Annotated in this window: 23 protein-coding genes; 11 read left to right on the top strand and 12 right to left on the bottom strand. The window is 49.1% G+C overall.

Annotated features, from left to right (window positions below):
- Positions 1-301 precede the first annotated feature (301 nt).
- From IEW26_RS20350 to IEW26_RS20335, 4 genes are all read left to right on the top strand, one after another.
- Complete coding sequence (locus IEW26_RS20350) at positions 302-1,216, top strand: beta/alpha barrel domain-containing protein (RefSeq protein WP_229729944.1); 915 nt, start codon at positions 302-304, stop codon at positions 1,214-1,216.
- 77 nt (positions 1,217-1,293) lie between these two features.
- A complete protein-coding gene (locus IEW26_RS20345) occupies positions 1,294-2,127 on the top strand; it encodes a carbohydrate ABC transporter permease (protein WP_229729960.1) in 834 nt (277 codons plus the stop codon).
- Positions 2,120-2,965: a carbohydrate ABC transporter permease gene (locus tag IEW26_RS20340; protein WP_188593715.1), complete on the top strand. Its 846-nt coding sequence runs from the start codon at positions 2,120-2,122 to the stop codon at positions 2,963-2,965. The genes IEW26_RS20345 and IEW26_RS20340 overlap by 8 nt, the downstream gene beginning before the upstream one ends.
- Before the next feature lie 144 nt (positions 2,966-3,109).
- The gene (locus tag IEW26_RS20335) at positions 3,110-4,465 is read left to right on the top strand and encodes an FAD-dependent oxidoreductase (protein ID WP_188593650.1); all 1,356 of its coding nucleotides are present in this window, start codon (positions 3,110-3,112) and stop codon (positions 4,463-4,465) included.
- A gap of 747 nt (positions 4,466-5,212) precedes the next feature.
- Here IEW26_RS20335 and IEW26_RS20330 read toward each other — a convergent pair.
- The 4 genes from IEW26_RS20330 to IEW26_RS20315 all read right to left on the bottom strand — a co-directional run bounded on the left by IEW26_RS20330 (position 5,213) and on the right by IEW26_RS20315 (position 8,660).
- A complete protein-coding gene (locus IEW26_RS20330; protein ID WP_188593649.1) occupies positions 5,213-5,863 on the bottom strand; it encodes an amino acid ABC transporter permease in 651 nt (216 codons plus the stop codon).
- A 399-nt stretch (positions 5,864-6,262) separates the two neighbouring features.
- A complete protein-coding gene (locus IEW26_RS20325) occupies positions 6,263-6,985 on the bottom strand; it encodes an amino acid ABC transporter permease (protein ID WP_188593648.1) in 723 nt (240 codons plus the stop codon).
- Between the two features lie 33 nt (positions 6,986-7,018).
- Positions 7,019-7,855 (bottom strand): transporter substrate-binding domain-containing protein, encoded by an 837-nt coding sequence (locus IEW26_RS20320; protein WP_308423546.1) that lies wholly within the window; start codon positions 7,853-7,855, stop codon positions 7,019-7,021.
- Between the two features lie 76 nt (positions 7,856-7,931).
- Entirely contained in the window at positions 7,932-8,660 is a 729-nt protein-coding gene (locus IEW26_RS20315) for an amino acid ABC transporter ATP-binding protein (RefSeq protein ID WP_145405589.1), read from the bottom strand.
- 420 nt (positions 8,661-9,080) lie between these two features.
- On the opposite strand from IEW26_RS20315, the gene IEW26_RS20310 reads away from it, so the two are divergent.
- Complete coding sequence (locus IEW26_RS20310; protein ID WP_188593646.1) at positions 9,081-10,694, top strand: glycoside hydrolase family 28 protein; 1,614 nt, start codon at positions 9,081-9,083, stop codon at positions 10,692-10,694.
- Positions 10,695-10,817: 123 nt separating this feature from the next.
- Here the strand turns inward: IEW26_RS20310 and IEW26_RS20300 are convergent, their stop codons facing one another.
- Positions 10,818-11,669: a helix-turn-helix transcriptional regulator gene (locus tag IEW26_RS20300; protein ID WP_145405591.1), complete on the bottom strand. Its 852-nt coding sequence runs from the start codon at positions 11,667-11,669 to the stop codon at positions 10,818-10,820.
- Positions 11,670-11,962: 293 nt separating this feature from the next.
- Here IEW26_RS20300 and IEW26_RS20295 point away from each other — a divergent pair, with 293 nt between their 5' ends.
- Positions 11,963-12,421, top strand: coding sequence for a cupin domain-containing protein (locus IEW26_RS20295; protein WP_111269332.1), 459 nt, complete (start codon positions 11,963-11,965; stop codon positions 12,419-12,421).
- A 419-nt stretch (positions 12,422-12,840) separates the two neighbouring features.
- Here IEW26_RS20295 and IEW26_RS20290 read toward each other — a convergent pair whose 3' ends face one another.
- Together IEW26_RS20290 and IEW26_RS20285 are read right to left on the bottom strand one after the other, a co-directional pair.
- Complete coding sequence (locus IEW26_RS20290; protein ID WP_188593645.1) at positions 12,841-13,515, bottom strand: VOC family protein; 675 nt, start codon at positions 13,513-13,515, stop codon at positions 12,841-12,843.
- A 343-nt stretch (positions 13,516-13,858) separates the two neighbouring features.
- Positions 13,859-14,686 carry an aldo/keto reductase gene (locus IEW26_RS20285; protein ID WP_308423541.1) on the bottom strand — a complete coding sequence of 276 codons (828 nt, stop codon included), beginning with the start codon at positions 14,684-14,686 and terminating at the stop codon, positions 13,859-13,861.
- A 402-nt stretch (positions 14,687-15,088) separates the two neighbouring features.
- Between IEW26_RS20285 and IEW26_RS20280 the strand changes: the two genes are divergently transcribed.
- From IEW26_RS20280 to IEW26_RS20265, 4 genes are all read left to right on the top strand, one after another.
- Positions 15,089-16,348, top strand: a complete 1,260-nt coding sequence (locus IEW26_RS20280; protein ID WP_308423539.1) for a DUF445 domain-containing protein — start codon at positions 15,089-15,091, stop codon at positions 16,346-16,348.
- Positions 16,349-16,984: 636 nt separating this feature from the next.
- A complete protein-coding gene (locus IEW26_RS20275) occupies positions 16,985-17,266 on the top strand; it encodes a hypothetical protein (protein ID WP_229729943.1) in 282 nt (93 codons plus the stop codon).
- Positions 17,267-17,283: 17 nt separating this feature from the next.
- Positions 17,284-18,621, top strand: a complete 1,338-nt coding sequence (locus IEW26_RS20270) for a Tle-like phospholipase domain-containing protein (protein WP_188593642.1) — start codon at positions 17,284-17,286, stop codon at positions 18,619-18,621.
- A 67-nt stretch (positions 18,622-18,688) separates the two neighbouring features.
- On the top strand, positions 18,689-18,961 hold the full coding sequence (locus IEW26_RS20265) for a hypothetical protein (RefSeq protein ID WP_188593641.1): 273 nt from the start codon (positions 18,689-18,691) through the stop codon (positions 18,959-18,961).
- Between the two features lie 162 nt (positions 18,962-19,123).
- On the opposite strand, the gene IEW26_RS20260 is transcribed toward IEW26_RS20265, so the two are convergent.
- The 4 genes from IEW26_RS20260 to IEW26_RS20245 form a co-directional block, all read right to left on the bottom strand.
- A complete protein-coding gene (locus tag IEW26_RS20260) occupies positions 19,124-19,909 on the bottom strand; it encodes a YcnI family copper-binding membrane protein (protein ID WP_229729942.1) in 786 nt (261 codons plus the stop codon).
- 68 nt (positions 19,910-19,977) lie between these two features.
- The gene (locus IEW26_RS20255; RefSeq protein WP_188593639.1) at positions 19,978-21,693 is read right to left on the bottom strand and encodes a copper resistance protein CopC; all 1,716 of its coding nucleotides are present in this window, start codon (positions 21,691-21,693) and stop codon (positions 19,978-19,980) included.
- A gap of 277 nt (positions 21,694-21,970) precedes the next feature.
- On the bottom strand, positions 21,971-22,627 hold the full coding sequence (locus IEW26_RS20250) for a response regulator (protein ID WP_188593638.1): 657 nt from the start codon (positions 22,625-22,627) through the stop codon (positions 21,971-21,973).
- Position 22,628: 1 nt separating this feature from the next.
- A complete protein-coding gene (locus tag IEW26_RS20245) occupies positions 22,629-23,459 on the bottom strand; it encodes a sensor histidine kinase (protein WP_188593637.1) in 831 nt (276 codons plus the stop codon).
- Between the two features lie 308 nt (positions 23,460-23,767).
- Between IEW26_RS20245 and IEW26_RS20240 the strand changes: the two genes are divergently transcribed.
- On the top strand, positions 23,768-23,956 hold the full coding sequence (locus IEW26_RS20240) for a hypothetical protein (RefSeq protein WP_111269325.1): 189 nt from the start codon (positions 23,768-23,770) through the stop codon (positions 23,954-23,956).
- A 112-nt stretch (positions 23,957-24,068) separates the two neighbouring features.
- Here the strand turns inward: IEW26_RS20240 and IEW26_RS20235 are convergent, their stop codons facing one another.
- The gene (locus tag IEW26_RS20235) at positions 24,069-25,901 is read right to left on the bottom strand and encodes a bifunctional diguanylate cyclase/phosphohydrolase (RefSeq protein ID WP_188593636.1); all 1,833 of its coding nucleotides are present in this window, start codon (positions 25,899-25,901) and stop codon (positions 24,069-24,071) included.
- Between the last annotated feature and the right edge of the window lie 36 nt (positions 25,902-25,937).

The raw sequence follows: 25,937 nt of genomic DNA, 5'->3' as shown, positions 1-25,937 counted from the left end.
ACATTACCCGGACAAAACCAACAACCAACCAAACAACAACCAACCAAACCAACAACCGTAACAGGGGATAACAAGCAGGATATCGTGGAGAGATGAACAGATCGTAACAGACCGTAGAAGTCGTAACAGATCGTAACAGATCGTAAAAGGAAAGTGAAGAGCGGCCCGAGCGGACAAAGCCCGGCGCCTGTTATGCAAAAGATACAGCTGCCGCAGAGGACGGAACAGACACTGAAGATGAGACAGACACAGAAAACGAGACAGACACAGGAGATGAAACAGGCATAGGAGGTGCAAGGTTATGCAGGATTCGCAGAAGGCAGGTCATCTCTGGGATAGAGAGGATATTTCAAAGACGGCGCGATTACAGACGATGCTGGATGAAAAAACGCTGTCGCTCATCGTCAGTCTGCCCGGGAATGATCTCACACTGGCGCGGGCAGCATTGGAGGAAGGCGCGGATGCACTGAAGGTGCACTATAATGTGGGACATCGCGCCAGTGGAAACTATTTTGGTCCGTTGGATGAATACACTGACATATTTCGTGCAATCCGTTCAGAGTTCGGAGGGCCGTTCGGCGTTGTGCCATCAGGAAGCATTGAAGGAACACGCAGGGAGGATGTGGAGCGCCTGGCCGGTTTGGGTTTTGACTTTTATTCGATCTATGCGCATCATCTGCCGTCCTTTATGCTGCATGATCCGGGGCTGGAAGCTACGTTTGCCATTAACGATGCTTATGATGTGTCTCTGGTGGAATCGGCTGCGCACTTCGGTTTCACTGCGCTGGAAGCCTCGATTGTACCGGGAAAAGAATACGGCACGCCGCTAAGCTTCGCGGATGTGCTTCACTATCGGCAGCTTGTCCTGAAGGCTGGGGTTCCGGTATTGGTTCCTTCCCAGCGCAAGCTGGTATCGGAGGATGTGCCCGTGCTTCATCATAGCGGCATCAAGGCTATTATGCTCGGGGCCATTGTCACAGGTAAGACGGAGGATCAGCTGCGCAGAGCCGTGAGCAGCTTCCGCAATGCGATAGATCGTCTGGGGCAAAAGGGACCTTCGGGATCGGAACAGTCTGTTTCTGAATCGTTGGCTGCTGGCCATTCTGGCCCAAAATCATCTTTTACTGGACATATGGACCCTTCTGATCCTACGGAGCTTTCTTCTGATCGTGTGGAATTTTCGGACAGATCAGGTTCAGGGAGGGACGGGACGTGAGCCGCTCTAACAAGCTGAGGCGCGGAGGGCCGCTTGCCAGAGAGGCGCAGATTGCCGGCTGGCTGTTTATTTCACCGATGGTGCTGGGCTTTACCCTGCTGCTCTTGTTTCCGATGGGGCTTGCTTTTTATATGAGCCTGACGGATTGGCCGCTGCTCGGGGATCATCATTTTATCGGACTGGACAATTACCGGGCTATTATGACAGACGCCATGTTCTGGGAAGTGCTTGGCAATACGGTTTACTTTACGGCAGGTCTGGTGCCGCTGAATATCGTACTCGCTTTGCTGCTCGCCCTGCTCTTATCCAAAAGCATTCGAGGGATCGGCCTGTTCAGAACGGCCATTTTCGTCCCGGTGATGACGTCATTAATTGTCTGGGCCATCGTGTGGAAGCTGATGTACGCGACAGAATCGGGGCTAATCAATCAGCTATTGCTGATGATGGGCATTAAAGGCCCTGCTTGGCTGTACAATCCGAACCTGGCGATGCCTGCGGTCATTGTGACGAGTGTGCTAAAAAATGTCGGTCTGAACATGGTGCTGTTTATTGCAGCCCTTCAGCAAGTCCCACGTTCTCTGTATGAAGCGGCGACACTGGATGGCGCGGGCAGAAGGGCTTCCTTTTTCAACGTCACCCTGCCTATGATTACGCCGACCGTATTTCTGACCGTGGTGATGACTGTCATTGGGTCGCTCAAGGTATTTGGACAGATCTATGTGATGACCCAAGGCGGGCCAAGCAACAGCACGAAGGTTCTGGTCTATTACATCTGGGAAAAAGCGTTCAAGCTGTTTCAATTCGGTTATGCCTCGTCCCTTGCATATGTGCTGTTCCTGATTGTCCTGATTCTGACGCTGCTGCAATGGCAGCTCCGAAAGAGGTGGGTATTTGGTGAAGGCGATGCCTAGTTTGACAGGCCGGAGGTTGGGGGCTGCTGTTGGCACCTATTTGATACTGACGGCAGTTTCGCTGATCATGATTGTTCCATTGATCTGGATGATCTCGACATCCCTCAAGGAACCGCAAAACATATTTACCTATCCGCCGCAGTGGATACCGGACAGTTTGCAATTTCAGAATTATACCGATGTGTTTCGATTGATTCCATTTCACCGTTTTTACGGGAACAGCGTGTATATCTCTGCCTTAGTGGTACTTGGGACGGTGTTTTTTGCCTCCCTTGCGGGTTATGCCTTTGCCAAGATTCCGTTTAAGGGACGGAATGTGGTCTTTCTCATCCTGCTGAGTGCAATGATGATTCCGCATGAGGTAACGGCGATTCCGATGTTTCTGTTTATGCGGCAGCTGGGGTGGATTGATACACATCTTCCGCTGATTTTACTGCCGATCTTTGGCGCTGGGGGTGTATTTGGCATCTTTGTGATGCGGCAGTTCTTCATAACGGTACCTACCGAGCTGGAGGAAGCGGCCATGATTGACGGCTGCAGTCGGTACCGGATTTACGCGCAGATTATGCTGCCCCTGGCCAAGCCGGGGATGGCGACGCTGACTATTTTTACATTTGTGACGAGCTGGAATGAATTCTTTGATCCGTTGATTTTTATCAATTCGAGAGAGCTGATGACGCTGCCGCTGGGGTTGTCCCTGTTTACGGATGAGGTGGGCACAGCCTGGCAGTATTTGATGAGTGCTACGGTGATGGCGACCGTGCCGCTATTGATCGTATTTTTCCTGGCGCAGCGGCGTTTCATTGAGGGTGTGGCGATGACGGGGCTGAAGGAATAGGTGAGATGACAGAATTGATGAAAGTGGATTGGAAGAAGTGGAAGTAGGAATTGGAGAGTGGGGATTAGGGGAAGAAGAAAGTAAAAATTGAGAAGTAAGAGTAGAAATAGAAGTAGAAGTAGAAGCGGAAAGGGGAGATAACATATGGGTGAGCATAAGCATTTAAAAAGGGAGACAGCGGATGTCGTCGTCGTTGGCGGAGGTCCAGCAGGAATAGCGGCGGCGATTGCCGCAGGAAGGCAGGGGGCTCGCGTTGTGCTGGTAGAACGCTACGGCTTCGTAGGCGGGATGTCAACGGCCGCTATGGTTTATCCATGGATGACGTTTCATACCGAGCAGGGTGAGCAGGTCATTCGGGGGATTGCCCAGGAGATTGTAGACCGCTTGCAGGCATGCGGAGGTTCGCCGGGGCATCTGCGGGATACGGTTGGTTTTGTGCATACTGTGACACCCTATGATCCGGCAGTCTATCAGGTGGTTGCGGCAGAGATGCTGAAGGAAGCGGGTGTGCGGCTGTTGCTGCACAGCTTCGTGGATGGCGTTGCTGTGGCAGATGACCGTATAGAAGCTGTGCGAGTGACGAGTAAATCGGGTCAGCTGGAGCTTCAGGCAAATGTATTTGTTGATGCGAGTGGTGATGCGGATGTGGCCTACCTGGCTGGAGCTGCGGTCGCACAGGGACGGGATACGGACAGTCAGTCTCAGCCGATGACCATGAAATTTCGCATGCGCGGTGTAAATCTTGAGCGTGTGAAGCAGTACATGCAGGAGCATCCTGAGGATTTTTATGAGAAAACGCCCTTTGCCGAGCTGGACACGATCCCGTTAACGGGTGTGAGCGGCTTCTACTCGCATTGGAAGAAAGCAGCGGTGCCGATCCAACGCGATCAGGTGTTGTTTTTTACCGGCCCAGCTGAAGATGAGGTATTAATTAACTGCACCCGGGTGCAGGGGCTGAACGCAACAGATGTTATGGATTTGACATTGGCAGAGCAGGAAGGACGAAAGCAGGTGTTACTGATTGCCGAGTTTCTGCGCCGTGACGTTCCGGGGTTTGAGCGGGCTTCCATCTCTGCTGTTGCACCACAGATTGGTATTCGGGAATCCAGGCGTGTGATCGGGCATTATTCGCTGACGCAGGAGGATGTAGTTACAGGGCGGAAGTTCAACGATGTAATCGCCAGAAGTGGCTATCCTGTTGATATTCATGATCCATCCGGGCAAGGTGTGACAGCGGCGTTTATCCAGAGTGACGGAGCGTATGACATTCCATATCGCTGTCTCCTCTCGCAAAATATAAGTAATCTGCTGGCTGCAGGACGCTGTATCTCTACGACACATGAGGCCCATGCGACCACCAGACTGACCCCAAGCTGCATGGCAACAGGAGAGGCCGCGGGCACAGCGGCTGCTTTGGCAGTAAAGCTGAAGCTTGCTCCTGCAATGCTGCCCATATCGTTGTTGCAGACGGAGCTGCGACGAAGTGGTGCAGCGATCTGAGTTATAGCGATGCGAGTTATAGCGATGCGAGTTGTAGTGATCCGAGGTAAGAACGAGATGAGAGCGGGATGAAAACGGGATAAACATGAGGAGTGGTGTGGAATGGTGAGAGGCGGGAGGAACTGAGGGAGGACGAGGTAAAGAATCAAGGAATGAAGGAATGAAGGAATGAAGGAATGAAGGAATGAAGGAATGAAGGAATGAAGGAATGGATCAAGGAAGGAACGAACGAAGGAATGAATGAGCAAAGAAGAAAGAATGAATGAAGCAGAAAACGAAGGGAGGAAGAAGCAGAGAACGAAGGAATGAAAGAAACAAAGAGAGAAGGAATGAAAGAAACAAAGAACGAGACAACCAGTGGCAACCAGTGGGAGTAGCGGAACGCTAACGATTCCCAGAAGCCTTATTTGGGCAAAAAAATGGGCATAAAAAATCTAACGATTCCTAGCAACGTTATTTCGCTGAAAAGTGGCCGAAACTCCTGTGAAATGGGGATAATCAGCAAAATAAGCTTTGTACGAATCGTTAGATTTCAAAACACCTGCAAACGGGCTAAATAAGGTCATCTCGAATCGTTAGAATTCCAGCCTGCCAGCCATATGCCATCATCGAGCTAACAAGTTTCACTTTTCGCCGCATCCACTTTCACATATTTCGCTTCCCTGTTCACACATTCCGTTTCTCACATATCCGCCCTCACTTCCACATATCCCTATTTACTTTGCCTTATCACCCTCTCCTTTCTCACTAGTTCATACGTGCTTCAAGCCTTCTTGCAACGATGGAGAGGGAGTAGTTGATGATGAAATAAAGCACTGCTGCCAGCAGCAACGCCGGGATAATGTAATCGAAGCTTTGACCACCAAGGATCTGCACATTGCGCATCAACTCCGGCAAGGAGATAATGATGGCCAGTGACGTATCCTTGAGCAGTGAGATGAACTGGCTGACCATTGGCGGAGACATGCGGCGCAGAGCCTGTGGCATAATGATAGCGCTGAGTGTCTGCATGTAGCTCAGTCCGGAGGAACGGGCAGCTTCCACTTGACCGCGCTCTACTGACTTGAGTCCGCTTCGCACAATTTCTGCGATCATGGCGCCTTCAAACAGACTTAGTCCCACGACTGTGGACCAGAAAGCTGGCATTTTGATACCAAGCTGAGGCAGTACGATATGGATAAAAAAGATGATTAGCAGCAATGGCAGGTTCCGAATGGTGTCCACGATGACAGCGACAATCTGTGAGAGGACGGGAATACGTGTGTAACGCAGCGTTCCGAGCAGTGTACCCAGTATAAAGCTGAACACAATGGATAACCCCGCGACTTGCAGGGTCACCCAAAATCCTTGCAGCAGGAAACGAAGGTTAGGCCATTCATAGGCCCCGCTGAAATCCATACATCAGATGCCTCCTTCGGTGAGCGATATCAATTTCAATGAGTGCCAAAGCGAAAGTCCCAATGGCGAAACGTAATTCAACAGATTGCAGCGGATGAACGGTATATAGAGACATTCACTTGGATGAGTCAAAGATGGGTCAAAGATGGGTCAAAGATGAGCCAAAGATAGGCCTAAGATGAGTCAAAGATGATTCGAAACATGCTGTTCAGTGATGGAGTTGATAAACGATGTCCAATGATTGATCACCCTTGTTATGAAACAGGACAGTGCATGCCGGAAGCTGCACGCTGTGCGATAAATCGTAGCAACCTAAGATCGGAAGCAGGCGCCAGCCTAAAGACCCACAATCATCCTCGATTTAGCCTCATCGCCTTATTCATCATCGACCCATTCATCCTACATCGTAACCTGCCCGGCGGGTTTATTCTTGCCAGGCTTGCCTTTGGGTTTGCGTGCCTCTGCATCACTCTGTCCAAATCTGCGTTCCATATAATGCACCAGAAAGCTGAGCGGTAAGGTCAGCGTTAGATAGAATAAGGCAACAATGGTATATACACTTAACGGCTGGAACGTATCCGAGTTCACAATGTCGGCAAAATACATCAGGTCCATACCGGCTACAACCGCCAGGATGGAAGAGTTTTTGACCAGATTGATAAATTGATTGCCGATGGAGGGCAGTACAATTTTGATGGCCTGCGGCAGAATGACCAGGTTCATGGCCTGGATATAGGACAGCCCGGAGGAGCGTGCCGCTTCCATCTGCCCCCTCGGCACCGTCTGAATACCTGCCCGAATCGCTTCCGCGATGAAAACAGCTGTGTAGATCGTTAACCCCAGTGTGCCTGCCACAAATCCATCCAGAGATATACCCAGCGAAGGCAGCCCAAGATAGAAGAAAAACACAACCAGCAGCAAAGGAATGTTGCGGATAAACTCAACAAAGGCAGTACCAAACCAGTTCAAAGGTTTGACTGGCGAGATGCGAAAGATCGCTAGAATGGCTCCCAGCACAAAGCTGCCAATCAGGGCCATCACACTTACTTGAATCGTATTCAGAAATCCTTCAATAAACCGGTCGGAGTGCCTGAACAGTACGCTAAAATCCAATGTGCCCATAACAAGAGCCCCCGTTCTTCCAGTTTAAAAACGTTACTCAGGCTTGCTGCCGAGCCACTTCTCATGCAGCGTGTCATACTCGCCGCTGTCCTTCAGTTCTTTCAGCATTTTGTTAACCTCTTCGACAAAGGCCGTGTCTCCTTTACGGATTGCCATGCCATACGGTTCACTGGTAAAATTGCCGCCAACCAGCTTGTAATTGTTGTCTGACTGCTGCATACCGATCAGAATGATATTGTCGGTTGTCAGGGCTTCGCCTTTACCTGCTTTCAGTGCGGTGAAGGCATCCTGGTAGTTGTCGTACTCCAGCACCTCGGCCTTCGGTGCCTTTTCACGAATGTTTTGTGCCGACGTGGAACCTTTCACGGCAAGCACCTTTACGCCATCCAGGCTCTCCAGCCCGACGATGTCACTGTCGTTTTTCACCAGCAAAGATTGTCCTGCCTCAAAATATACATCACTGAAATCGACCTGCTCCTTACGCTCATCCGTGATGGTCATCGTAGCAATGATAATGTCGATATCTCCGTTCTGCAGCATCGGAATACGTGTTTTGGATGTGACCTCCTTCAGCTCCACCTTCGTTTCATCTCCGAGGATCTGCTTGGCCAGCGCCTTCGCTATATCAATATCGAAGCCTTCCACATTCCCGCTCGCCGGATCTTTGAGCCCGAACAATTTGGTGTCGTATTTTACACCTGCAATGAGCTTGCCTCGTTCCTTGATCTGTTCGATCGTTCCTTTCGCTTGTGCATCGTCCCCGCCGCTTGCAGAAGGTGTATCTGTGCCAGAGTTACAGCCTGACAGAATAAGGGAGAGCATCAGAAGCATCATCAACGTCAAAGACGGCCATTTCAATATATTTTTCAGTTTCATCCGTATAAGACCCCTTTCGAAATTAGATTAAAATCTGTGAAACAAGATTGAAATTCTGATGAACAGAAAATTAATGATGGATCAGACGACTAAGGAACTGCTGTGCTCTTTCTTCTCTGGGATTGTCAAAAAACTCCGCCGCGGAGGCTTCTTCCACAATCCGGCCCTCGTCCATGAAAATAACCCGGTCGGCTACCTCACGGGCAAAGCCCATCTCGTGTGTAACCACAACCATCGTCATACCGTTATGGGCAAGGGAACGCATGACATCAAGCACCTCCCCGATCATCTCGGGATCAAGGGCTGACGTGGGTTCGTCAAAAAGCATAATTTTGGGCTCCATCGCGAGCCCTCTCGCAATGGCTACACGCTGCTGCTGTCCACCGGACAACTGGGAAGGGTAGCTGTCTGCTTTATCGGCAATGCCGACACGCTCCAGATATTTCATGGCTGTTGCTGCTGCCTGGGCTTTGGGTTGTTTGCGTACTTTGATGGGTGCAAGAGTAATGTTGTCGATGACTTTTTTGTGGGGATATAGATTGAAATGTTGAAACACCATGCCGATGTCGCGGCGGAAGAGGTTGATATCCACCTTTTTCTGATGTAAGGGAATGCCGCTGACGATGAGCTCGCCGTCGCTAATGGTTTCCAGTCGGTTGATACAGCGGAGCAGTGTGCTTTTGCCAGAGCCTGAGGGTCCGATAATGACCACGACCTCCCCTTCTTCGATGCGAAGATGAATATCTTTGAGGACGTGGAAATGGCCAAAATGCTTTTGGACACTTTTGAATTCAATCAAGAACACACACCCTTTCTACAACGGATAGTAAAAGGAATAAACAGGAAATATTGCAAAGTAGTTATTTAATCATACATAGTCATCCTGCCAATAGCAATTAGTCTGTGATAAAACATGACATAAGTAATGGTTTTTATAGGGCTATAGCCATTAATTACGTTATATATGTGTTAGGTAAACAGAAGACTTGTGACGAATCTTGGCAGAAAAATGAATCAATAGTTCTAAATGAATTACAAACATTGGAATTTGAGTATATTGTATACTTTAGTTGGTGTCCCTTTTCTTAATCAGAAAGGAAGATATATAACAAATAACATCAAGTTCACCCTGTACATGGCAAAAAAGCTCAACCTTGCACCAGCATGCCGTTGATATGATGGAACGAGATAACCACAGTAGAGAGGATGATTATGCACCATGAACATATATCAATCCCCAAAGTCAGCAGGATCAGGCAGCGTGTCTGATATTCAGGCTTATGAAGTGACACTGCCTGTTATTCCTGAACGTGAGTATCACATTACGGAGTATGGTGCTGTTGGAGATGGCGTTACGGATAATACAGAGGCATTTCGCCTCGTTATAGCTGCATGTGCCGATGCGGGTGGAGGCCGAGTTATCATTCCTGCTGGAGTGTGGCTTACCGGTCCTATTGTGCTTCGCAGCCGGATTGAACTGCACGTAGAGGCCGGGGCACTGGTCACCTTCAGTCGGAATTTTGACCAATATCCGCTGATTGCATCAAGCTTTGAGGGCTGGCAGGCTGTACGCTGTCAATCTCCCATTGATGCCGACGGACTCGAAGATATTGCGATTACCGGGGAAGGCGTATGGGATGGGGGCGGTGAAGCCTGGCGTCCGGTTAAACGCTCCAAAATGACGGCTTCCCAGTGGAAGAGATTGCTTGCTTCAGGCGGGGTTGTAGAACAGGCTGGTGAAGACGAACAGATCTGGTGGCCTTCACAATCTGCGCTTGATGGTACAGCGCTTGCCGAGAGGCTGCACAGGGAGAAGGTTCTTGATGTCGCTGCATATCAAGGCATTCGGGATTTTCTGCGTCCAAACATGGTCAGTTTGCGCCGTTGCACACGGGTCCTGCTGGACGGGCCAACGTTCCAGAACTCACCTGCCTGGAATCTGCATCCTTGGGCTTGTGAGCATGTAACGATTCGAAATGTGAGTGTAAGAAATCCATGGTTTTCCCAGAACGGGGATGGGCTTGATATTGAATCCTGCCGTCATGTTCTGGTAGAGCAAAGTGTATTTGATGTTGGTGATGATGCAATCTGCATGAAGTCAGGCAAGGATGCAGAGGGGCGTGAGCTTGGACTGCCGTCGGAATACGTCACAATTCGCGATTGCACGGTGTACCATGGTCATGGCGGTTTTGTTATTGGAAGTGAGATGTCGGGCGGGGTCCGGCATGTACGGGTGATGGATTGTACGTTTATCGGTACAGATATCGGTCTGCGTTTCAAGAGCGCACGTGGGCGCGGCGGGATTGTGGAAGATATTCAGATCGAGCGTATTTATATGAAGGATATCATTATGGAAGCGATCTCGTTTTCCTTTTTCTATGCCAATCAGGAAGGGTCTGCACGGGGTGGTGATCTGGCACAGGAGGTTAGTGAGGAGACACCGGTCTTTAGAGACATTCGAATCTCGGAAGTGGTCTGTGCTGGTGCCGATACAGCTCTGTTTGTCAGCGGTCTGCCTGAGATGCCTCTGGACAGTGTGAGCATTGAAGGTTATAGCGTTGAAGCTCGCACCGGTGTCCAGTGTGCTCAGGCGAAACATTTGCAGATTACGAATCTTCAGGCACGTATTACGGAAGGCCCGCTCATTCATCTGCATAATTGCAAGGGTGCGGCATTGGAGGGCATTCGCGGAATGGGAGCTGATGGCAAGCTGCTGCTGGTTACCGGGCTGGATTCTGCAGGTATTGTATGCCGGGAAGCGGATGCAGATACTGATGGCCGGCAGATCTCGGTGGGGCCGGAAGTACGAAATGGCGTTATCATTCGCAGATAAATGCTTCATCGTTATAAATAAACAGCCGCAGCTCCAGAAGTGGGATCGCTTCTCCGATAGTGGAAAGCGGGGCCAGCTGGAGCGCGGCTGTCCTTTTGATTTGTTCTTTAGATGATGTGCCGTTCATCGATGTTCCTTGCGATAACGAAGCGGCGTTGTTCCGGTGACTTGTTTGAATGTTTTGTTAAAATGGGCTGTATGCTCGAAGCCAACCTTCTCGGCTATGAATTGTACACGTTCTTGTGTTGAAAGCAGTCTTCGCTGTGCCTCACGCACGCGCACAATCCGCAGGTATTCACTGAATCGAAACCCCGTAAGACGGCTGAACATTCGGCTCAGATATGAAGGGCTGATATAGAAGCGGGCTGCCGTACCTTCCAGGGTAAGGGGTTCCGTATAGTGTTGGTTTACATAGGTTACAATCTCACTGATCTTGTCCTGCATCGGGTGCAGGGAGCCTGGATTAGCTTCTCGTATAACGGCTTGAACTCGGTGGATCAGAATAAGCAGCTGAGCCAGCAGGCTTCGGACAGCAATCTCGTAGTGCGGCCGCCGTTCCTTACACTCCTGCAGCATCTTCCACAGAATACGTTCAATTTCAGGCTGATCGGACTCGGGAAGGCGCAGCAGACTGGAGCATTCGAATGGCAGCAGACCGCAGATTCCCAGCTCCATGCCTGTGGCAAAAGCAGGAGAAAATCCGACGAGTATCCGCTCGAAGCCAGGCTTGTTACCTTTGGAGGTGGTATGTACATCATGCGGGTTGATAAGCACAAGATCACCTTTGCGTGCAGGCAGAATCTGTCCATTCATGGAGTAGACCCGTTCTCCTTCAAGCAGATAATATAATTCGTAAAAAGGATGGGCATGAGGCTGCGGCATTGCGCTGCCGTCATGTCTTCGCATATGTTCAATGGTAAAAGCGTATTCACCGATTCGATATTTGGGTCCAATCCGATCTTCGATGAGACTCATTATGCAGCTCCTCTCTACTTCAGGGTTCAAGTCGCTTCTTAGGTGGATATCCATATCATAACGGAAAATTCATATTTTTGTAAACGCTATCATTGGAAGATGCATGAATTTTGTGATACGAAAATAAAATGGTGAGTAGGTGAAGCCTGACAGCTTATGGATAAGGGCTGCGAGTGTAAGGAAGCTGGTTGTCAAGGTGACAAATCGGGAATGTTGTTTTAGAGTAAGGAGAACGAGGTCAGACTCCAGATCGGGAGCCCCTCGAAAATGAGTTGGAAGGAAGGAAAGACGTTATGACAACACATGAATTATCACCGCTCGTCGCTGCACTTGATATGCAGCCGCACGTTGAAGGTGGTTGGTATAAGGAAGTTTGGAAGGCATCATATCAAATTCCGCAATCCGTTCTGCCAGATGCATATTCGGGTCCGCGATTCTCAGCAAGTTCAACGTATTTCCTGCTGCATGCTCATGAAATCTCCGAGTGGCACACCGTGCTGTCGGACGAGCTGTGGTTATGGCATAGCGGCAGTCCAATTGAGTTGAAATTGGGCGGCAGCGGTGAGAACCCTGAGAATGAGGAAGTGCTTGTTCTCGGTATGGATATCGCGGCAGGACAATCTCCGCAGGTGCTTGTTCCTGCGGGAGTATGGCAGACCGCACGTCCGCTAGGTGATGAACCGGTACTGGTCACTTGTGTCGTTGCACCAGGTTTTCACTTTGATGATTTCAAGCTGGTGTCCAAAGGGTAAGTATATTCCGCACTCTAAATAAAAATCCCGATTCCAGATGTTCGACATCTGAATCGGGATTTTTGAGCGAGGAGCGCGTTATTTACTTTATAGATGCGAAGAACTGTGGGATGGTGAAGAACTAAGAGAATATTGGTGCTATGGTAAGGAATTTAGTAGCGCTGTTGACCCAATAGAGGGGCTAATGTGGGCTAGAATTTTATATGATGTAAATGAACCAGCGGATTATGGTATTAATGAAGATGAAGGACGTATTTGGGAATACACGCATTTAATAGAGATAAGCTAAATATGTTCGGATATTCAATTTCATCAAGACAAAATTAGGGACACGAAGACAATTATGTCATCAGGCCCCCCTTTTTCGACTGTGAAAATAGCCAGTTGTTTACGATATAGTTAGCACATGGCTCTCCAAATTAAATCGAAACAATTGAGTACAAACCATTCTGTAACGAAATGCTCCCAGTCCGCCCCGTTGCAACCTTTACCTCAGTGGCAAAAACACCAGGCATACGCCCGTCGGGGAACCAGGCCTTCTCTTTGTCGATGATAATAAACATGCCTTCTTCGTCACCAATCGGGGCAAATTGTTTTCCGTCCCCGGCAAAGGGTTCAAGGTGATACTGTCCCTTCATTTGGCTTATGGTGTCAGGAACGTCATCCACAGGCAGACCAATCTCGCTAATGCATAGCAGCTGCCTGGAATCAAAGGCATCTTCGACTGCATTTTCCAACGAATGGTGAGCGATCAACTCCATCAAATTACCGCTTGGGTCATAAAAATAGCAAGCTGTTGCATCCCAGTAGGGAAAATAGAAATCATCCTTATCGTCCTTGGAAAGCAAAGAGATGTTTCGAGCTTGAATCCACTTCTTGGCTTCAGCGAGTTTATTTGTTGGAATCGTGAAAGCGACATGATAGAAGGGCTTTTCCTGACCAGAAGCCTCCTGTAATCCAAGGATGGAATCTCCTACGCGGAACGATACCGACGATGTACTCTCCTCCAGCAGCGCCAACTCCAATAACGTACCGTAAAACTCCTTCATGTCCTCAATTTGATCTGTGAACAAGTTAACCTCTTTTATACGCATTCAAGTCACTCTCCTTCTAAGCTTATTTTTGATTAAAATATTCAATGGTTTTCAAAAAGCCGATGCCTTCATATCTCATCTCTGGATTACGAGGTTTAATACCGAGCAGTGGTTCAATTTTGCCGTAGAGTAGGGGTTCGTTAGACTGATGAGCGGACGAAATTGTTCTATTCTGACAAAAAAATAAAATCTCGAATCAGATGAAGGCACATCATCTTTTGAAGAGTTCTGCTATATTCTGCTATGACAGGGCAGATAACATACAAAAAACACCCGCTCTTACAGAAAGGAAGGCGGGTGTAATTAACATCTGAGATTATAAAATCTATCACATCATTATAATTTAGAAATTAAAATTGTCGGGATCGGCACCAAAACGTTTATTCTCGTTCAGGCTGTTGATTTGTTCGATGTCCTCAGCAGTTAACTCGAAGTCATACAGCTCGGTATTGGCACGTATACGCTCAGGCGTTACCGATTTCGGAATAGTCACGATGCCGTTCTGAAGATCCCAACGCAGAATGACTTGTGCCGGAGACTTGCCATGCTTGGCAGCAATGTCCTGAAGTAAAGGATGCTCCATCAGATGGCCTTGTCCGAGCGGAGACCAGGCTTCAATCTGGATTTCGTGTTTGCTGCAGTACTCACGCAGCTCTGTCTGGGTGAGCAGCGGATGAAGCTCAACCTGATTGACAGCAGGTTTTACGGTTGCATCCATCAAGAGATCCTCCAGATGATGAATCTGGAAGTTGCTCACGCCGATGGCGCGTACACGTCCTTCTTTATATAACTTCTCCAATGCTCTCCAGGTATCTTTATACTTGCCTTTGACAGGCCAGTGAATCAGGTAGAGATCAAGATAATCAAGCTCCAGACGTTTCATGCTGTCTTCGAAGGCAGCGAGCGTGCTTTCATACCCCTGGTCACTGTTCCATACCTTGGTTGTAATAAACAGATCCTCACGGGCAACACCGGTTTCACGAATACCCTGCGCGACACCGGCTTCGTTATTGTATACTTTGGCGGTATCAATGCTGCGATATCCAGCCTCTATCGCTGTTCTTACAGCGTTTACGACCTCGTCTCCATCCTTCACCTTGAATACGCCAAACCCAAGCCAAGGCATTTTGACCCCGTTATTAAGTGTTGTTGTGTCCTGAACGTGTTTCATGATCTGTCATTCCTCCTTTGATTCTTTGGTTCAACATAATGTTATTACCCTGCAATCGGGAAGTTATTACCCTGTAGCCTGGCAGCCAATCGTATGTATACCGGCCTGTCCTCCCTTATTATACTAAAGTTTACCTGCACTTGAAAAAGCATAGTAAGGCCACAGGGGAAAAGACTCCTGTTTTATCCTTTTTCGGCAGCCGCAGGTTTGGTTTTAGCGCTTCCGGGTGATAAGATGAAGTATATGAGAAAAAGAATGAAGCGTACTCGGTACAACGGCTCTTCATGAATCGAGATCTGTCCAGTCGAGCGGCAGGAAGCTTTTACATAATCCTAACTGACAAGATGCGGTTATTTCGGTGACAACCCGTGCCGCAAGATGAATGATAAAGGAGCAAGATGAATGATGGCTAAACCTAAAAAAACCAAAACAGCAGCAGCCTGGTCTCTCGTTATTATGGGTGCCGGCTTCGCGGCATCCTTGCCATTTCAGGGGGTTCCCGTAGGTAAACTTCTGGTAGGGTCTTTTGAGGCGGGGCTAGTAGGAGGACTTGCTGACTGGTTTGCAGTAACGGCACTATTCCGCCATCCGCTTGGTATTCCAATTCCCCATACGGCACTGCTGCCTAAAAACCGGGACAAGATGACAGAGGGTCTGGTCTCTGCTGTTGAGAATAATCTGCTGAACAAGGACAGCATCACAGAGAAAATTGCTGGCTTCAAAGCAGCTGAGATTGTACTGGACACACTAGGTCGGGAGCTGCACAGTGACGGCATCAAAACGATGATCGATACGCTGTGCAAACGCATTTTGGCAGGACTGCCGCTGGAGCAGATTGCTCCGATGGTTGCCAAAGAGATCAAGTCACAGGCCGGGGCGTTTGACTTGGGGCCTATTCTGGAACGGGCCGCAGTACAGGTCACGGAGCGAGGATATGATGCTCAGGCTCTGGATTATGCGCTCAAGCAGGCGGAAGAGTGGCTCGTACAGCCGGAAACCGTTATGTTCCTCGGTGAAAGCGGCATGAAAGCGATCAGTGGTATCCAGATGAACGGACTCATGCAGTTTGCGATGAACGCGTTTATGGGTTATTTGAATGAAGACCGTCTGGGCAGCATTATTCAAGGATATCTTTTTGACCGGGTAGAGGATATGAAACGGGAAGGCAGTGCGCTGCGCTACAAAGTGCTGAATATGCTGCGTACGCAGGCGATGCGTCTTGCGGTGAGTGAAGCTGTGCAGGATGGCCTTAACGGCTGGAAGAACAATCTGCTGGATGGCTGGAATGCCGAGGAAACCGTGCTGAACAAACTCACTGAGATGCGGGATAAAGCGTTGGTGGCGATGGAGGATGGTCGTTACGTAGATACGTATGCACTGACTGCGATTGAGAAAGTTCTGGCTGATCTGCGTGCGGATGAAGCGTTAATGACAGGTATGAATACGAAGATTGTAGAAGGCGTCACCACGCTGCTGGAGAAAAACCATTCCAAAATCGGGAATCTCGTTCGTGAAAATGTAGATAAAATGGACAATGCTTCGCTCATCTCGCTAATTGAAGACAAGGTGGGGCAGGATCTGCAGTGGATTCGGATCAACGGCGCAGTGACCGGATTTATTATCGGGGTTGTGCTGACCGCGCTGCGGATGGTGCTGGAATAACAGGAAAGGCCGAGCCGATCTGGCTGGCAGATGAAAAGAGCTGCTTGTTTGTAGAGCAGGCTCTTTTTAGAACATTCGAGCTTCAGTGGAGCATAGCAAACAAAGAAGGCTTTCTTTTGACACCGAACGGTGTTCAAAAGAAAGTTTTTTGTTTTTTATATGGAAAAAGTTAGGGTTATGTTGGTACAACAGTCTTAGAACCGGGTAATATACACCCAAATATAGGCATGAATCATCTATATAAGTTGAACTATTTATTTACACGTGAACGGAGAGGACAGAAAAAACCTGAAAAAGCGGAGCGGTCGCCTTTATCACCGGATTTTTCCCTTTGGAAAAGGGAATCCAAAAAATCTGGGGATAACAGCGATTGGAAGGTTGTTCTGTCATCGGAGTGGATTGTGTAAATTCTTTAGTTCAACTTATATAGGAGAAAAGTTTCAGGAAAACGCTCCTGTGAGCGGATGTGTCTTATGTTGATTTTGTACTATGATGCATGTAACAGGTGGAGGGGGCGCTCTTTACTTACATAGGTTTGAGCCAAAAGGGGGAATTGCTATTCCGCGCACAACATGGATGAGAAGTTTATTCGCACTGATGATGGTGTTCACTATATTGCTGGGAGGGTGTCAGAAGATGACCGAAAGTGAGAAACAGGCGTTGTACCAGGAGGCTGAGAAAGTTGTGGTGCAGCACTTTAAAGAAAAGTTTGAACTGGATGTGGTAGTTACAAGCAAGGAACTGCTGCCAGAGATGGCGATGTCGCAGATCGGACTTAAAGGGCATGTGAAGGATCATGAGGATCAGAACTTTGGCATATCGTACGACTATAAGAAAAAAATCACCAAAAATCTTGTAATCAGTCCTGAGCTGGAAGAAGTCATTAAAGCTAATGGTCATGATCCATACGCCAAATAAAAGGGGAGGTGCAGTGATTGAGTAACGGCAGGAACATCGATGATGAAACGTACAAAACTTTATCGGAGTTAGCCTATCAGGATCAAAAGGCAGGTGACCGCCTGACCGAGCTTCCCGGGTGGCAAGTGCTGGAGGGCACAGAAAGCAATAAATTTTCCGGGTTCGATGCCGTGACCTTCTATAATCCGGAGACCAAGGAAGCGGTCATTGCCTACCGGGGAACCGAGGGGAGTGCCTCTTTGGACCGGTCGGTGCCTGACTTTATCATGGATGGACGCATCGGGGGCGGAGAGTTGATCCGCAAAGGTCAACAAGATGCGGCACAATTTGTAGACAGCCTGACACCGGATTGGCTCGATAGAGGCGTTCAAAATATCAAAGACTCCACAGGGATTTCCAAAGTGGAGAACTGGGCGGGCGACCGGGTAAGAGACGTACAAAACTGGACGGGCGATCGCGTAAAGGATATTGAAAAGACCTATTCGCCTACGGGCTGGGCGAACCAGATGTACCAGTCGGAAGATTACGCGAACCATATGAAAGAAAAGTATAGCGATCTGAATTTCTCTCTGACAGGACACTCTCTTGGCGGTGGGGATGCACAGTATGCCTCTGCTTATACAGGCCTTCCTGCGGTTACATTCAGCGCACCTTCGGTTATGGGCAATCTGACGCCCGAAATGCGTCGCAGGGTCGAAGCGGGCGAGCTGGATGGACAAGTGGTGAACTATGCGAGTCCGGGCGATCTGGTCGCCAGCGGAACGTTAGGCGGATATGATCGTCATGTGGGTTCCACGTATTATATCGATTCGAATTACGCAGATGCCAATAATGGTGTAAGTCTAATTGATAAAATTAAGAATACCTTTGGGGGGGGAAACTACCACAGCCTGGATCAGTATAACTTCAAGAATGGATATATTTCCAACGAATTGTATGATCCGATCACGGGTGAGCGTGTTCGTTATTCGCCAAGGCTTATGGAGAATCTCGGACCGCTCAGCAAAGCGGTAGGCCCGATGGGACTAAGAGGCGGTGCGGGCAGAGGTATGGCAGCAGCGCTGGGGTCTGGCCTAATTCAGGTTACGCCGGAAGAACTGAAAAGTGTGGCTTCCCGCTGGAAACAAAATGCCCAGCAATGCAATGCCGAGCTGAATCAGGTGCGGACACGTATGGCTCAATATTTACATTCAAGTCGCAGCCGCAGGCTGGAGCCTATTGTGACTCAGTTAGACGCATCCATTCAGGAGTTGAGCACGTGGCATATGAAGCATACAAGCCAGTTCCTGAACTTTATTGAGGAAAAGGCGGAGGCTTTCCGGCAGGCGGATGAGAGCCCGGTACATTTTAACTAATTATATATGGCAGGCTGGAGATGAGCATTCAAGGTAAGAACGTGCACTGAGGGGGAGGGAACCACGGATGAGCGGACAATTGCTGGTGGAACTGAATGATCTGCGGATTGCGGAGAAAGAGCTGTCACAGCTGCTGATTCGCATGCAAGCGGATGAGCAGGAGGCCAGAGCGCTGTACAGCCGTCTGAACGATTGGAAAGGACAATCTGCCGATCATACGAGGCAGCAGATTGAAGAGTTTTTCGCAGGCCTGGCTAAGCGTATTCAAGCCATAGAAATGCAGAAGCGGAGCTTGAATCAGTACATTGAAGTGATGATTCAAACGGATCAGCAGCGTTAAAAACCAGCGTGTATTGCCATATTGCGGGTGGCATACATCGAATCATCATTCTATGTTAAAAAGGAGTCTTGCACCAAAGGGATGTTCCCTTATGGCGCAGACTCCTTTTTACATGAGAGTTAGCTGTTCATTCCATGATGAAGCTGCTTATTCAATAGTGAATTAACGCTTTTTGCGACGTGTTGCGAGTGCGATGCCCAGGAAGGACATGATCAGAGCCAGAATGGAGACAATCAGCGTTGCTTGCTGCAGCTTCAGTGTTCCCGTATCCGTATCCGTGTTGTTAGGTTGACCTGTTACCGTATCGGAGAGCGCATCTCCGAGAGTGGTGTCGTCATTTGCTTTTTTGCCATCCGTTACAGTGTCGGAGGCTGTATCGTTCGATGCGCTACCTGACGTGCTGCCTGCGGTACCTGCGCTGTCATGCCCGTCACTTGCTGCGGCATTACCCGCAACTGCAGGGTCTTCACTAATCGTGGTGATGCTGTGCGGATTGTTGTCGTCAGGCTGGCCTGTCCATTCTACAATGCTTCCGTCGCTGTAGTATTGAAAAGCATCCCAGGCCACTTCTGCTTCATTCTTCGGGTTTTGTGCAACAAAGTTGAACTGCTGGAATTGTCCAGCCAGAATGCCCTGGTTATCTCCGTCAACCTCCCACGTAATGGAGGTCACTTCTTTCGAGTCGTTTTTTTCGGTAGAAATTTTCCAGCCCGTCAGCGGCTGATATTGCTTGAACGTAACCTCTTTCGGGACTTTCAGTGTAATTTTGGTGGTTGGCAGTTCTTTCTCGGATGGCACCTTAATGGTGTACATCTGCCATGCACCTGTCTGTGCATTGGATGGATTTACGGTGACGTGAGCACTCGCAAAGCTTGCAAACAGCATAAAAGCTGCTGCACCTGCCGCTACGGTCGATGTTAGTTTGGATAACCATGATGTTTTCTTCAAAGATAAAACCCCTCTCAATTCGGTGTGGAAAATATATCTTGTGCTGCTTAAATGCCGAATACATGACTTCATGGCTTTGCTGCTTTGATGCTGAACTCGGCATCGAGCGCATCGAGCGATCGTGTCAACGCATGCACTTTAATGCTCCAGTTTCCCGGCATGGAGATGTAGTCATCTGCCTTGTAGATGCCGGTCTCATTCTTAGGAATGGTGATCTCGTAGATGCCCATATCCATATCTAGATGTGTCAGGGACAATGTGACCTGTTCAAGGTCCTTGACCACACTGCCATCTGCTCTCTTGATGCTGACTTCAAACTGATTCTCTCCCGTTACGTTTGGGCTGACCTGAAGTGTAATTACCGAGCCATCTTCTGTTGTCTCTGTCCCTTGGTAAGGTCCCGCTGACGCTGGCTGGCCTGGAGAGAGATGTGTCAGGATTGCCGCCAGTGCAAGTATTATGGCACCTGCAGCAAGTTCAGCCTTGAGGCTGCGGGATAAACGTTCTCCTGTGGCTGCTTTTGCCCTCTTGGTATGATACCCTGCAAATACAAGCATCACCACAAGCAGCGCGATCTTGCCAATCAGCACAAGACCGTAGGCTGTCGTAAAGAGAGAGGTTAGCACTGGTGCAGGCAGGATGACCAGACTGCCATAGATGCCGGTAGCAACCAGAACGGCGACGGCACCCATTCCCCAAGCCATAAATCTGCGCAGCGTAACCCAGTAAATCTCGCCACGTACTTTGGCAGGAAGCCGATTTGTAAGCAGCGGCAAGCATACAGCCATGGCGGTGAGAGCCCCGATCCAGAATGCAGCGGCCACCAGATGTACGAAGTTCATAGTCACTGCAAGCACACGCTGCTCCGCAGCTGCAGGATGCCCTGTCATGGCGTGTGTGAGCAGCCAGCCCAGTACAAGCAGCAGTGTTCCGTATGAGGACCAGATGCGTACACGGATGGTTCGGTCCAGATCATAGCCGGATAAAAGCGTTACGGCGATTAGCAGGGCGATCAGCATCTGCAACATCCAGATCTGCCCGAAGGATGTGAGCTTGAGTGCACTGCCGATCAGAGCCCAGCTGAATTGATTCAGATCGACACCAGACTCGTACAGCGTGTTCAGTGGAAGGCTTACCAGTGCGGCGAAGGATGCAGCACCATAGCTGATCCACAGCAGCTTGTAACTGCCTGGCACATCCATCGGTTCACGCTGCAGCGATGCGGGGGCAATTCGCAGCAGTAGAAAGGCCAGAATGCCCAGCATAACGGATAATCCAAGATATTGAATCCAGTCCGTAAACGAAACGATCCATTTCAGGGGTCCGCCAGCAGCACCCGAACCGGATGCAAGGTCCTTCAAACCCGCAGGTGAGCCGGATGGTTCTCCGATATGGAACACATACGCTCCAGAGATCGGATGGCCATCGGCAGATACCGCTTTCCAGCTGACAGTGTAGGTGCCATCGCCTAGCCCGGAGCGTAGACCGGTTTCCAGAATATGCGGGCGCTGCGGGTCGATCTGTACATTGCCGTCGTCCGCCTGATTGCCATCCGGATCGGTAATTTTAATATTATAAAAGGCGGTCTGCAGTGATTCATTAAACTCCAGCGTCAAGCGCTGTGGTGCGGTGACGAGCAGTTCATTTTCCTCCGGCGACGCCTTTACCACGTAAGCATGAGCAGAGGCCCATTGCGGCATCACAAGGCAGAGCACCAGCAGCAGGCTGGTGAGCAGTACCCAATGACGCTTGTTCCATCGCAGGGTCAAGCTCTTCGTATTCAAAAAAATCATCACCCTCAGGTTATAGATTTACGGGTTATTCCCATGATTGTTCATTCGCGCACAATCTATACCATTATAACTTTGTCCAAAATGAAGGCGTATGACTACATTGGGCTATAAAAAATCATGGTTTTCCGCATAATTGTGACAAATGCATGAAATGACATGTGTGCTGCTGCTGCGCTATTACATAGCGCACAGCATAACCTGCTGAACGCATGTTATCATCCATTGTTCGTGTATTCAGATCTTTCCGTCGTCTGGACAATTCGGAGCCTTACTTACGCGGCTTGCGTCCGGCAAGCCCGCTCTCCAGCGCATAACGGGTAAGCTGGACCCGGTTATCAAGCTGCAGCTTTTGCAGAATGTTCTTCAGATGATTCTTCACGGTCTGATCGGAGATACCTAACTGCTCGGCAATTTCGCGATTGGTATAGCCGGCTGATACCCACTGTAAAATCTCCAGCTCACGCGCGGTTAACGGGTTTTCCTGTACATCCTCCTGACGAGGGGCCGGAAACTCCTGCAAAATGCGATATGCCAGCTCCTTGCTGAGCGGTGCATCGTCACTGACAATTGCCCGGAGGTATTCCAGCCAGGTGGAGGGAGACAGATTTTTGCGCAGATAACCTTGGGCGCCTTGCTTCAATGCTTCAAAAAGATACGTGACATCATCGGATACCGTCACCATCACAATGATAACGTATGGGAAACGAAGCTTGATCTGTCTGGTTGCTTCCAGTCCATCCATATCAGGCATCTGTACATCCATAAGGATAAGATCAGGCATCCATTGCTCCGTCAGCTCCAGTGCCTCCTGTCCGTTCCTCGCGGTGCCAATGACTTCAAACAGGCTATCCTCGGATAAAATGCTGCAGATCGCTTCACGTGCATGCGCGTGATCGTCCACGACAAGTACACGAACCAGTTCCATATTATGTGTGCCCCTTTCCGATGATCATTCGCGTATCGCCGGGCCTGGATTCCAGCCGGAATATCCAGCCCATCTGCTCGGCTCGCTCCTTTGTAATTCGCAGGCCGTAGCGGTCTTTGAGCAGCATTGGGTCTCCCTGAAGACCTATGCCATTGTCTTGTATGTGAACAGACCAGTCAGAGATGCTGCCCTCTGCATGAACTTGCACCTTGGTAGCCTTCGCATGCTTGTGTACGTTCAGCAGCGCTTCCCGAATACAGGCCAGCAGCTCCACTTGTTCCTTGGGGGAGAGAGAAATTTCAGTCCAATGCCATTGCACGTCTGCTTCAGGCAAAGTATCGCTGACGATGGATTCAACCTGCGCTAGCAGGGCAACCGCTTCAGGATCAGCAATGGGAGAAGGTACATATCGTAACTGAGCAATTGCCTGTCTTACATATGTATTGACTTCGTGTACCGTTTTCTGAATCTCGCGTATTTCCTGCTCGTGACTTGTGCCGCTGAGGCTCCGTCCTGCCTTGTCGGCTTTGACAGAGAGCAGGAACAAGGATTGTGAGATGCCATCATGCAGTTCACGCGCCAGCTGATCACGGGCTGCAAGAGCAGTCTTGGATGCTCGTTCCTGCTCCAGAGCGGCCCTTGCACTTTCCAGCATGCGGAACAAACGGCTTAGCAGCGTTACACTGACCAGGTAAACGATGACAGGTGTCAGCCAGTTTCCGGCATCCATCGACAGATAAGGCATCAGAAACTGGTGGCGAATATACTCCCATAATCCCACAGTGATCGTGGGAATCAGCAGAATCATCCATTTAATCTGTTTGTAGGACATATATACTTAACTCCTTTTAAGGGCTGGATACATCATACTGCAGCAGGCTGTAACTTTTTCATACAGATCATTATAACGCAACCTTGTCCAAGACCCTAGTCCAGGCCATTGGCAGGAAAGCGGGCAGGATCATGGAGTATATAGTAGCATATCTAAGAATGACACAGGGTGAAATGTTGTCAGGCTAGGTGAGGCTTGATGTGCTCTTCTCAGGAGGGCTCTGCCTGTTTTCGCTATGAAGGAAGCTCCTCTATACTTATATAGAACGAGAAATCATTACAAAACATGTTAAGGAGTGACGCAACAACATGAGTCAAGAAGTATTGGAACGTCGCAGTGAATTGCTCAAGAAAAACATTCACCAGATGCTTATTCAAGACAATCAGCACGGGATCAGTCGCCAGGACAACATGTTTTTGCAGCAGATGATCAAAGAGCTGCATCAGACCTCACATGAACTCAATACGATGAGCAGCGAAGAAACATCACAGGACTGAATTCAGCATGCATTCCATGCATCTGATATGAGATTTCCATCACGACGAAAATGAAAATGGCGCTATCCCTGTATATATGGGATAGCGCTTTGACGTTTCTTGAGCGGGGTGTCTACGGAGATCGCTGATGAGCGGTACGTTTCTCGATATAACCGATAAACAACTCCGCAAGCTCCGGGTCAAATTGTGTGCCAGAGCAGGCCCGAAGCTCCTCAATGGCTTCTTCTATATTTTTCGTCTCCTGATATGGGCGCTCGGTTGTCATGGCATCAAAGGAATCAATGACGGTCAGCATCCGGCACAGCTTCGGAATCTCTTGCCCCTTCAGACCGTAAGGATATCCTTGACCATCGTAGCGCTCATGATGCAGTTCGATATACGGAATCAGATCGGCGAAGCGATCGTTCGTCATCACCATTTTTTTGCCCCAGGTCACATGGCCTTTAATCGTATCCCATTCTTCTGCGGTCAGCTTTTCCTTTTTGTTCAGAATGGACCACGGAATTTCCAGCTTCCCGATATCATGAATCAAGGCCCCGAGCACAAAACGCCGCTTCTCCACATTGTCCAGCTTGAGCACCTCGCTTATATCCAGCGCGTACTTATAGACCCTCTTGGAATGTTTGAACGTATCCATGTCTTTATATTGAAACAGGTTAAGCTGCTGCTCGATGTCACGGACGTCCTGAACCAGATCGATCTCGTGCTCCATGCCGTCATTGCTTCCATAGCGATGCACATTGTTTTTGCCCTGCTTTTTGGCATAGTAGAGCGCTTTGTCGGCTTGATCAACAAGTTGAGACTTGTTATACATATCCACTTGATATGCGGCAACTCCCCCGGAGAAGGATAGACATCCATGTGGCAGCACCTCGACCCCCTCAAATGGCGTATCATTCAGCTGCTTCCGCAGCTTGTTCATGAATCGGTAGGACTCATCGATATCCATGCCTGGCATCAGCAGAGTGAACTCCTCGCCTCCATAGCGAAAAGCGGTAACGGGAGTACCCGCAGTTTTGCGAAGCAGGAAATCTCCGAGCAAGGCCAGCAGGCTGTCACCCTGAAGGTGACCAAACTGATCGTTGTATTTTTTGAAATCATCAATATCCAGCAGTCCGAGACAAAGCGGTGTTCCCTGTGTGCGTGCTGTATTCAGCTCGATCTCCAGCATGTTTTCGAAATAACTATGATTGAACAGACCTGTTCGCTGATCCGAATTTGCCTTTTCTTCAATAGACTGGTACATGATGAACAGCTGTTTGAAGGCGTGGGATAACAGAATGCTGAGACTCAGATATAAAAGCAGACCGAGCACGCCGTTATGTACAACCAGAATAGTAAGAACCAGCGCCAAAATAAGCGTACACAGATACACCAGAAGGGATTCGGTTACAAATACCCGTTTCATCTGCTGCAATGCATCCTTGGTTGAAAAAAGAAAGAACAGTCCCAGTGTAATGGTATTAATCATAAAATAAGCCGCTAGGGCTGCAAAATAAGGAAACAGGTTATACCCGTCAATAGCTCCGATTTGTCCGCCTGTCCACTCGAACACGGCAGAAGCTCCCGTAATCATGAGACTGTAAATACTGAAGTTGACAACATGCTTCCACCATGTGAGCTTGCGGTCCTTGATTAACAGTATGATGGAGATTGGCAGCAGCACCGAGAGACTGAAGGCCCCGCCGAACATAAATATACAGGCAAGATACACTGAGGAATCCATGGATTGCTGATTGCCCTTCGGGGGAATCTGGAATGTAAAATAGTCGAGGATGAGCGCAGCTCCCAGCATGGTATAGACCATGACCCATTCAGCTGTAGTCAGGTGGAAATAGGACCACTGGTTCGTATAGATAAAAACGCCAATCCCGGTACAGCTGAGCAAAAAAACATACATTTTGCTTCGATCTGCTTTGCGGATAAGATTACGAATAAAGTTCATAAAAAATCTCCTGCTTGGGTTTAGTCATCTCGTGAT

This window comes from Paenibacillus silvae, from assembly GCF_014639235.1.
Taxonomy (GTDB): Bacteria; Bacillota; Bacilli; order Paenibacillales; family Paenibacillaceae; genus Paenibacillus; species Paenibacillus silvae.
Note: the sequence above shows the minus strand (reverse complement) of the source record. Positions and strands in the feature narration are given on the sequence as shown.